Genomic DNA, 9,678 nt, shown 5'->3' with positions numbered 1-9,678 from the left:
TAACTATTGCATTCCAGAACAATTTGATGCATCATTCTTTTTGTAAAAAACATTCCACACTTTCTCTCCACTTTTTCTGGGTAAGGTCATATGTGTACATCCCCATCATGAATGCTATTTTCGGTAAAATCTCTTACAACGCTCAAAAGCAGAAAAACAAAAACTTGATTTTCTCAGCTAAATAGTGGACCATCAAAAGCACGCATAAATATCTACAATGAAAGAAAAAACTTTCACAATCATCGATGGCTATGGTTTTCTTTTCAGAGCTTACTATGTACTACCTCACTTAATTACCACAACAGGAATGCCAATAGGTGGTGTATATGGCTTTCTGAATATGGTTCTTAAGTACATTGCCCATTCGGACTACTTAACTATAGCACTTGATGCAGGGAAAAAGAATTTTAGGCACAATTTATATCCTGAGTACAAAGCGAACAGAGTAACGCCTCCTGAGGATCTAACTCCACAGTTCACCATACTGAGGGAAGCGGTAGAAGTTTTTAACCTCAGCTATGAAGAGATTGAAGGTTATGAAGCAGATGATATAATTGCAACACTAGCTGCAAAATACGCCAACCACCAAGACTTTAAAGTGGTAGTCGTTTCATCAGATAAAGATTTATTTCAACTCTTGAACCACAATATTTTAATATTCGACCCCATTAAAAATATATATATAGATGAAAAACAAGTAATAGAAAAATTTGGCGTAAACTCACACAAGCTTCTTGATTTATTTTCTCTAACTGGTGATGCATCTGACAACATTCCAGGCGTTCCGGGAATAGGTCCGAAGACTGCAGCTAAATTACTAGATGAATTTGATTCATTGAATAATATTATAGAGAACATTGATAACATCGAGCAAACGAGGATTCGTAATATTCTTGCTGAACATAAGGAAAAAGCGCTAATTTCAAGAGAACTTTTATCACTATGCGAAAAAGTAGACCTTCAACATGATATTGCAAAATGTGAAGTTCGCCCTCCAAATATGGAAAAACTATTATCCTTTTTAAAGAAGTATGAATTCAATTCCTTGATAGGGAAAGTGGAAAAGCTTTTTTCCTATAGTGGGTCTAGCACAGAAGAAAAAATAGAGTATAGTAGTGAAGAGTTAGAGAAATTTTTAGAGCATTGTAGATATGAAGGCAAAATTGCAATTCATTACCACCTTGAAAACAATGTATTAAGTCTATCTTATAGCGAAAGTAATATTTTTTATATAGAGCAAGACAGCATACAAGATGCACTCATTATAATTAACTTAACTTTGCTCTCAAATGGAGTGCTTAAAATAATACATAACATTAAAGAGATCAGAAAAATCTTCCCTGCAATAGAGAAGATGTTAGATTCAGTTGATGATTTGATGATAATGTCGTATAGCTTGGATACAGGAAAGCATGATCACAGTATTCCAAACATAGTTGCGCATAATTTGAGTGAAAATGCAGAAATTTTCTCGGCAAAAACTTTAATAGCAATTCATGAAAAGCTAAAGCAAAGGTTATTTCAGGAAAAATTGCTCACAATTTACGAGCGCTTCGATAAGCCACTTATGAAAGTAATATTTGATATGGAGAAAAATGGGATATTACTGAACATACAAAAATTACAGGAGCTGTCCGATAAATTTCAGCAGGTAATTGCCGTGCTTGAAGATGAGATATATAATTTGGCAGGAGAAAGATTTAATATTGCTTCGCCAAAACAATTAAGTGATGTTTTATTCAACAAAATGGGGCTTAATAAAAAGAAAAAGTCAAAAAAATCTGGATCGTATAGCACCAATTATGAAGTTCTAGAGGCACTCGAAGAAGAAGGGGTAGAAATCGCAAGTAAAATCTTAAATTGGCGACATTTAAGTAAATTAAAAGGCACCTACACTGATGCATTAATAAAGCAAGTTGATCCACTTGATGGTAGAATACACACAAGCTTTTCAACGACTGCAACTGCAACTGGAAGGCTGAGCTCCAGCAATCCTAATTTACAGAATATTCCTATCAGAAGCGAAGAGGGAAATCTTATCAGACAAGCATTTATTGCGCCAAAAGGGCATAAGATAATTTCTGCTGACTATTCGCAAATAGAATTAAGACTCCTGGCACACGTTGCAAACGTTGCAGCATTTAAAGAAGCTTTTGCAAACGGACAAGATATTCATGAGATCACCGCAAGGCAAGTTTTTGGAGTGCAAGAAATAGATGAGCAATTAAGACGCAAAGCAAAATCCATCAATTTTGGAATTATATATGGCATTAGCCCATTTGGTCTTGCAAAGCGGCTTGGAATTACCATTGCGGAAGCTGCTGAATACATTAATTACTATTTTTCCTGTTACCCAGAAATAAAGGCCTATATGGAAAAAGCAGTGTCTATCGCAAGATTGCATGGTTATGTAGAAACTTTGTTTGGCAGGAGATGCTTTGTAAGAGACATAAACAATACAATTCCTTATATAAGACAATTTGCAGAAAGGGCAGCAATAAACGCACCACTGCAAGGAACCGCTGCTGATATAATAAAACGTGCGACAATTCAGCTTTTTGACCAATTGAAAGTAGGTAAAATAATCCTCCAGGTTCACGATGAACTACTGGTTGAAGTAGAAGACGAAAAGGTGCAAGAAACAGCAAAACTTATAAAAGATATAATGGAAAATGCAATAGAAATTTCTATACCACTTGAAGTAGAAATAAAAATTGGCGACAACTGGGGTCTAAATTCCCTTAATTATGACTTAAACATCGTGAATTCTAGGAGTATAGATTATTTGAATTAATATGAAAAATATGCTACAATTGAAGTATAGTAAATGTGAGTAACTCAGTTATGACAAAAATATTAACTCCACAAACAAAGAATTTGGAACCTTCAAATCAGGTAACTAACAAAGATGAGAAAATTTTTGAAAAAGAGGAACATCAGGTAATCTATGATTACTTTGTAAAAGTATTAGAAGGTAAAGCCGAATTAAAGGAGAACAAAGAAATAACTGATTATTTTATATCAGCTTATAAGGACATACTACTTAATAATGTCAATCCAAAAGATATAAAACCACTCAGTGAAGAGAATTTTTCTCAGTTTTTACTTTCTATGTTTAAAGAAATTAGAGAGCAAGGCTTAGCTAGAGAAGAGAAATTAAATAATGATAAAATACAACAAATAATAACCAAGTGTGTAGCTGATATACGTGGTATAGAAGCTAAAGATTCATCCATAAAGTTTGTATTGGAAATGCTGCTGCTGCTAATTGGAGGGATCAAAATAGACCCGAAAAATATTTCTGGCTCCTTTATGGATGGGATGAAAGAAAAAATACCATTCTTAGGTAAAGACAAGAAAGAAGAGGATGAACCACCACTCAGTGATGAAGAGATGGTAACAACGTTCTTAAGCAAGATCTTTTTTCCTGTCCTTCTTTCCACTATTCCAATGTTAATTTTTGGTCCTACTACACTCGGAGTAGTTCTTACTGCTATCGGCACAATATTTGCCATAAAAGGAGGAGTGGAGGTTCTTTTTTCAAATAACAAAAAAGGTACTTTGTATGACCCTAGCTCACAAGATAAAGATGATACAGAAAAGAGAGCAAAACTGAATGGAAAAATTCTCGAGGGCATTGATGATATTTTAAAAACCCCAGTTACAGAAGTTGAGAAAGGCACCTCTGTTTCTGAACAAATTTCCCAAGGAAAAGAAAAGAGTGAACAACAGCCTGTTCCTGAGCAAATTTCCCAGGTAGGAAACGAAAAAAGTGAGCAGCACGATCAATCTTGGACAGGAAAGGAAAACAAACGAAGGGAAAAACCACAGAGCAGCAAAGGTAAGACTACTCAGGTTTGCTAAAAGTGAATTGTGTAAGAGATCTGCTATTATTCTATAGCACATACAACAGGAGTATGGTCAGACGGATTTTCTAGCTTACGCAATCTATCATCTATGTAGCATGTTTCCAATTTATCTACAGCTTGTGGTGATAACAGCATATAATCTATTCGCATTCCTTGATTATTTCTGAGTGAATTGCCTTGATAATGCCACCAAGTGAATTGTTGCAAATTTGGGTGAGATATTCTAAACGCATCTTTAAACCCAAGATTCAAGATCGCTCTTAACTTCTCACGTTCTCTTATATGAAAGCACACTTGGCCATTCAATAAGTTTGAATCAAAAACATCAATTTCATCCGGTGCAATATTATAATCGCCAGCTATAATAGTTAACTCTTCATTCTTCAACAAAGTGCTCATCCTTTCATATAGGTTATCAAAAAACTTGAGTTTATATTCAAATGCGTGAGAGTCCGGGCTTTGACCGTTTGGCACGTATACACTTCCTACCCTTATCTTACTATTGGTATACTTTATCACGCACTCTATATAACGTGCTTCTTGATGACTTTCCACAATGTCAATTTTAAACTTCTCCAGTATCGGATATTTAGATAAAACACAAACGCCATTTCTTGCAACTTGTCCATAGATAGCATATTCATATCCTAACTTTTCTATCTCCGCATAAGGAAATTGCTCTTCCGTACATTTTATCTCTTGCAGCAAAACTATATCTATCTGACTATCAACTATAAAACTACAAAGTTGGTTAACTCTTTTACGTATGGAGTTTACATTCCAAGTTGCAATCTTTAGCATCAGCAATCCTTATTAATTATATCAATTAAACTCTCCCCAGTAGGCAACCTCGATGTTATAATTTTTTTCCACTTGATTAACTTTAAACTATCAGCAATGTTTTTACTCATGGTATATGCAACTGTATTATTCATCACATGAGATAGCTCACTTTTTAGAACTAATGAACAAAATACCCTTGCTGTCTGTGAGGAAAAAAAAGCAACACTACCAATTTTACCATCCAACAGTAAATTTTTACACCTATTAGTTAGACTCCTTTTAATGATTGTTTTATAGAGTACAACTTCTCTTACGTTAAAATCTTCTTCAGATAATCTCTTTTTTAGGTCACATGATACTTCTTGTCCTCTTATATATAAGAACTTTATTGCACTTGAATAGTGAGCTTTTATGAATGATATCAGACCATCAACGTTGCTGTCTGCTGAGATTATATCAGAAAATCCCAAATTTTTTGCAGCCTGCATGGTTGAATTACCAACTGTAATAATCGGAAAGTCATCCACTTTGCATATTTGACTAAAAGCCTTTACACTGTTTTTACTTGTGGATATTACAACGTCAAATTCGTGTGCAGATATATCAGGATTTAAGTACTTTATTGTGAATACTGGTTCTATATAAACTTTGTATCCATACTTTCTCAATATATTTCTTGTATTGAACGAATCCAATAAAGGCCTCGTTAATAAAATAGACTTCATTCTGATTTATTTCACTACTAGTAAAATAGTACCCTTTATACACAAATTACTGAATAAAAACTTTTATTTTGATAGCTTGAGCAATTATTCAAGTAATTTATGTGGAAGTAGGAGTACTAAGCGCTCCTACCCCAATAAGCCCACAATTTCTGCTTACACTTTTTTGACGCTAATTACATCGAACTCTTTTGAATGGCTTCCTTCAGTGGAATTATATAGCTAATATTCCTGTATAAGTTAAATAAGTTAATACTTAAGCTTGTACTCTTGCAGTATTTGAAGAGAGATTCTCAAGGACGTTTTTTGTCTGTGGTTCACTAATCATAGTTTGAACGATATTAGCTGCCATAATAACACAGCCTAGAATAAAAAAAGGCGTAGAAACAAAATAAATAACAGAAGACTCAAAAAGCGACATAGATGCAATACCTCCTATTAGAAATGAAGCACTGGATGCTATATCAAGATAGATCTTTGTTAACTTTTTTTGTCCTGGAGTGTTTTTTATGCCAGATTTCTTATTAAGATTCTGTTGTCGGGAATGATCATTTAGTGACCATATATTTAAAGCAAACGAAAGTGCACTGAATATAGTGCCGGCAATACTAAAATACAGACTTAAGACAGGAATATTCAAGACCAATGCCGCTATGTATCCAATGAAAGAGATAGTAGATAGTGTAGTAACTAAGCGTTTCGAGTAAGTTCGTACCTTCTTTCTGTAGGCTAACTTATCTTTTTCACCATACATAGCATAAATATTACCTAATATGTTATATTATAACATTAATTAATTCAATAAGCAATATGGAAGCTAAGAGTGCCCGAGAGAAGACTTGAACTTCCACAACTTAAAAAGTTACTAGCACCTGAAGCTAGCGCGTCTACCAATTCCGCCACCCGGGCTTTTTATAGTTTACTATGTTAAAGTTAAATAATATACTTAAACAATTTTTAGTTCAAAGGTAATGCCAAATCTAGATCAAATATTTTTTGCTCAAAACAATGTTAATATTAATAACGTATATAAAATAGTCAATAACGCTTTGAGCAATAGCGATGGTGGTGAGCTGTTTCTAGAATTTTGCCAGTCGGAGTCCCTGGTTTTTGAGGATAACATATTAAAACACATGGACTTGAATACTAGAAGGGGATTTGGTTTAAGGTCTTTTTGTGAAGATAGTACATCTTTCGTTTGTTCTTCTGAGATCAGCGAAAAAGAAATTAGTAATGCTGCTTCTATGGTAAAAAGCTCAGTGTCTTTAAACAAGACAAATTCAATAAATTTAAACGAAGAGACAAAAAGCCTATATTCGAGGATTAACCCTATAAATGAAATGGATCTGAATTCAAAGATTAAGCTACTCAATGAGGTTAATGAGTATGTAAGGTCCAAAAATAACTGCGTGAAGCAAGTAAAAATAACTCTAAGTGGAGAATGGCAAGTTGTACAAATAATAAAGGGTGATCACAGATTAAGCGATATCAGGCCTCTGGTACGTTTTAATGTGCTAGTCATTGTAGAAAAAGATGGCCGTACCGAAAGAGGTTCTGCAGGGCATGGTGGAAGGGACTCTTATAGTAAGTTTATTTCTGAGAAAAAGTGGAAAGAAGTTGCAAACCAAGCGTTAGAACAAGCACTGGTAAATCTTGAAGCAATTCCAACTCCAGCCGGAGAAATGACAGTCGTTTTAGGTCCAGGCTGGCCAGGAATATTGTTACACGAAGCCGTGGGTCATGGACTTGAGGGCGACTTCAATCGCAAAAAAGTCTCAGCATTTTCAAATTCTGTGGGTAAACAAGTAGCAGCTAGTGACATCACAGTAGTTGATGACGGAACTCTGCCCAATTTGCGCGGCTCTATCAGCGTAGACGATGAAGGCACTCCACCCAGTTATAATATATTGATAGAGGATGGGATCCTAAAAGGATACATGCAGGATCATATGAACGCTAAACTCATGGGTGTAAGCCCAACTGGTAATGGTAGAAGAGAAAGTTATAAAGAAGTTATTATGCCGCGCATGACAAACACCTATATGTTGCCCGGAAAGTATACACCGAAGGAAATAATATCTAGCGTAAAGAAAGGTCTATATGCAGTAAATTTCGGTGGTGGGCAGGTTGATATAACGTCAGGAAAATTTGTTTTTTCATCTTCGGAAGCTTACCTAATAGAAAATGGCAAAATTACACAGCCAGTAAAAGGAGCAACACTAATTGGTGACGGTCCAACAGTGTTGAAAAAAGTATCTATGGTTGGTAATGACTTAAAGTTAGATCCTGGTGTTGGCACATGCTCGAAAGATGGACAAAATGTGCCCGTTGGAGTTGGTCAGCCGACACTCAAAGTCGACGCAATAACTGTTGGTGGAACTGAGATATAGATAAGGGCTAAAACGGATTCCAGCGCACGGCGCACAGCTGTACAAACATTATGATTTGGAAGCAATTGCCACCAATAGGGTGTCATCCCAGTGTCTGGGCACTGCCTTTGTGTTTGAGGCAAAACTGGCTATAACATTTAACACACTGCTTTCGCAAATAAATGTTCGTACAGTTATGTGTCAGCTACTTGGATGACACTTTTGTACTTGATGCAAGATTATATCTTGAAAAAATTAAGTTTTAATGCTATAAAATAATTGTAAATTTTGTCTCCGTGGTAGCTTTATGAGTGTTGAAAGTAAAAAAATACACGATGCTAAAATAAAATTACCAATATTTCTTGATTATCAATCTACTACTAAAGTAGATCCCCGTGTTTTAGAGGTGATGATACCTTACTTTGGTGAGTTCAGCAATGCACACTCTCGCAGCCATTCATTTGGTTGGACTGCTGAAGAAGCAGTGGAAAAAGCAAGGAAACACATCGCTGATCTGGTGAACGCAGATAGCAAAGAAATTATCTTTACCTCAGGTGCAACTGAGTCAAATAATACGGCAATCAAGGGCGTTGCTCACTTTTATAAAAATAAAGGAAATCATATAATCACTGTCTGCACGGAGCATAAGTGTGTTCTGGATTCTTGTCGGCATCTGGAAAATGAAGGCTTTAAAGTTACATATTTGCCTGTTAAGCAAAACGGAATTATAGATTTATCAAAGCTTGAGGAAGCAATTACTGATAAAACAATTTTGATTTCAGTAATGATGGTAAATAATGAAATCGGAGTAATTCAGCCTGTAAAGGAGATTGGTAAAATATGCAGAAAGCATAATATATTTTTCCATACAGATGCAGCTCAAAGCTTTGGAAAAGTTCCAATTGATGTTAATGAGATGTGCATTGATCTTATGAGTCTCTCTAGCCACAAAATTTATGGACCTATGGGAATAGGCGCATTATATGTACGTAGAAAGAATCCTCGTGTTAGGCTGATACCACTAATTAGTGGTGGTGGACAGGAAAGAGGCATGCGTTCTGGAACAGTTCCAACACCTCTTGCAGTTGGTTTTGGTGAAGCGGCACGTATTGCTAGAGAAGAAATGAAAAAAGAAACAACTAGAGTGGAAGAATTAAGGGATATTTTGTATAACAAGATAAAAGAGGCGTTTCCTGATATCGTTTTAAATGGTGATTATGAAAATAGAATTCCTGGCAACCTAAACTTGAGCTTTCCCTATGTTGAGGGTGAGTCTCTCATCATGGCAATCAAGGATTTAGCAGTAAGTTCTGGTTCTGCGTGCACGTCTGCGTCTCTTGAGCCTTCCTATGTAGTACGGTCGCTAAATAATGGCCATGACCTTGAGCATTCATCAATTAGATTTGGCCTAGGCCGATTTACAACTAGAGAAGAAGTTTTGTATGCAGCAGATCTTGTTGCTAAAAATGTTGGCCGACTGAGAGAAATGAGCCCACTTTGGGAGATGGTACAAGAAGGAGTAGATTTGAACACCGTGAAATGGGACTCTCATTAAATGTATCCGTTCCAACTGCAAATGCACTTTGAAATTACTCTGTACCGTTCACACTTAATTCTTCAATCTCACTAATAGAAAGGCCAGTAAATTTGACAATAGTGTTGACATCAACATTGTTAGCCAGCATTGCTTTTGCGACTTCGATTTTTCCTTCAATTTTCCCTTCCTCTTTACCGATTTTGATGCCTCTTTCTTCGCCAATTTGGATGCCTTTTTCAGTAGCAAGGTCAAGTCTGTATTCAAGAATGGCTTCTTCTTTCCGTAGATCCATTATTCTTTCTTCATAAGCTACTAAATCTTTTTCATTCCAGCTAAACCTGTCTAATTCATCGTAGGCTAACTTTATTATTGGTGCTTTTTCTGCTATTTTCCTTAAG

9 protein-coding genes, 1 tRNA gene and 1 pseudogene are annotated in these 9,678 nt (G+C 35.6%); 6 read left to right on the top strand and 5 right to left on the bottom strand.

Translation table 11 applies throughout. The annotated features are described in order from the left end of the window. From OZD64_RS03025 to OZD64_RS03015, 3 genes are all read left to right on the top strand, one after another. The coding region (locus tag OZD64_RS03025) for a hypothetical protein (RefSeq protein ID WP_274999272.1) at window positions 1-185 on the top strand (185 nt) is incomplete at its 5' end. 32 nt (window positions 186-217) lie between these two features. Then, window positions 218-2,794 carry a DNA polymerase I gene (polA, locus tag OZD64_RS03020; RefSeq protein WP_274999271.1) on the top strand — a complete coding sequence of 859 codons (2,577 nt, stop codon included), beginning with the start codon at window positions 218-220 and terminating at the stop codon, window positions 2,792-2,794. Window positions 2,795-2,844: 50 nt separating this feature from the next. Beyond that, window positions 2,845-3,864: a hypothetical protein gene (locus OZD64_RS03015; protein WP_274999273.1), complete on the top strand. Its 1,020-nt coding sequence runs from the start codon at window positions 2,845-2,847 to the stop codon at window positions 3,862-3,864. A 26-nt stretch (window positions 3,865-3,890) separates the two neighbouring features. On the opposite strand, the gene OZD64_RS03010 is transcribed toward OZD64_RS03015, so the two are convergent. The 4 genes from OZD64_RS03010 to OZD64_RS02995 form a co-directional block, all read right to left on the bottom strand. Further along, window positions 3,891-4,670, bottom strand: coding sequence for an exodeoxyribonuclease III (locus OZD64_RS03010; RefSeq protein ID WP_010962977.1), 780 nt, complete (start codon window positions 4,668-4,670; stop codon window positions 3,891-3,893). Next, window positions 4,670-5,377 carry a uroporphyrinogen-III synthase gene (locus tag OZD64_RS03005; protein ID WP_038199270.1) on the bottom strand — a complete coding sequence of 236 codons (708 nt, stop codon included), beginning with the start codon at window positions 5,375-5,377 and terminating at the stop codon, window positions 4,670-4,672. The genes OZD64_RS03010 and OZD64_RS03005 overlap by 1 nt, the downstream gene beginning before the upstream one ends. Before the next feature lie 253 nt (window positions 5,378-5,630). Continuing rightward, complete coding sequence (locus OZD64_RS03000) at window positions 5,631-6,128, bottom strand: hypothetical protein (RefSeq protein ID WP_010962975.1); 498 nt, start codon at window positions 6,126-6,128, stop codon at window positions 5,631-5,633. A gap of 70 nt (window positions 6,129-6,198) precedes the next feature. Continuing rightward, window positions 6,199-6,283: transfer RNA gene (locus OZD64_RS02995), tRNA-Leu, on the bottom strand. 62 nt (window positions 6,284-6,345) lie between these two features. Here OZD64_RS02995 and tldD point away from each other — a divergent pair. From tldD to OZD64_RS02980, 3 genes are all read left to right on the top strand, one after another. Beyond that, complete coding sequence (gene tldD, locus OZD64_RS02990; protein ID WP_010962974.1) at window positions 6,346-7,764, top strand: metalloprotease TldD; 1,419 nt, start codon at window positions 6,346-6,348, stop codon at window positions 7,762-7,764. A 55-nt stretch (window positions 7,765-7,819) separates the two neighbouring features. Next, the gene (locus OZD64_RS02985; protein ID WP_153296798.1) at window positions 7,820-7,960 is read left to right on the top strand and encodes a hypothetical protein; all 141 of its coding nucleotides are present in this window, start codon (window positions 7,820-7,822) and stop codon (window positions 7,958-7,960) included. A 90-nt stretch (window positions 7,961-8,050) separates the two neighbouring features. Further along, complete coding sequence (locus OZD64_RS02980; protein WP_274999270.1) at window positions 8,051-9,298, top strand: IscS subfamily cysteine desulfurase; 1,248 nt, start codon at window positions 8,051-8,053, stop codon at window positions 9,296-9,298. A gap of 34 nt (window positions 9,299-9,332) precedes the next feature. On the opposite strand, the pseudogene OZD64_RS02975 reads toward OZD64_RS02980, so the two are convergent. Beyond that, window positions 9,333-9,678 (bottom strand): annotated as a pseudogene (locus tag OZD64_RS02975) (Rpn family recombination-promoting nuclease/putative transposase); the annotation flags it as partial.

The sequence above is a fragment of the Wolbachia endosymbiont of Drosophila tristis genome, assembly GCF_028981745.1.
Taxonomy (GTDB): Bacteria; Pseudomonadota; Alphaproteobacteria; order Rickettsiales; family Anaplasmataceae; genus Wolbachia; species Wolbachia pipientis.
The sequence above is the reverse complement of the archived record's forward strand: the minus strand, read 5'-3'. Positions and strand labels throughout refer to the sequence as shown.

Coding starts and splice junctions, on each gene's coding strand:
- polA (WP_274999271.1), top strand. CDS start 218: ATGAAAGAAAAAACTTTCACAATCATCGATGGCTATGGTTTTCTTTTC.
- OZD64_RS03015 (WP_274999273.1), top strand. CDS start 2,845: ATGACAAAAATATTAACTCCACAAACAAAGAATTTGGAACCTTCAAAT.
- OZD64_RS03010 (WP_010962977.1), bottom strand. CDS start 4,670: ATGCTAAAGATTGCAACTTGGAATGTAAACTCCATACGTAAAAGAGTT.
- OZD64_RS03005 (WP_038199270.1), bottom strand. CDS start 5,377: ATGAAGTCTATTTTATTAACGAGGCCTTTATTGGATTCGTTCAATACA.
- OZD64_RS03000 (WP_010962975.1), bottom strand. CDS start 6,128: ATGTATGGTGAAAAAGATAAGTTAGCCTACAGAAAGAAGGTACGAACT.
- tldD (WP_010962974.1), top strand. CDS start 6,346: ATGCCAAATCTAGATCAAATATTTTTTGCTCAAAACAATGTTAATATT.
- OZD64_RS02980 (WP_274999270.1), top strand. CDS start 8,051: ATGAGTGTTGAAAGTAAAAAAATACACGATGCTAAAATAAAATTACCA.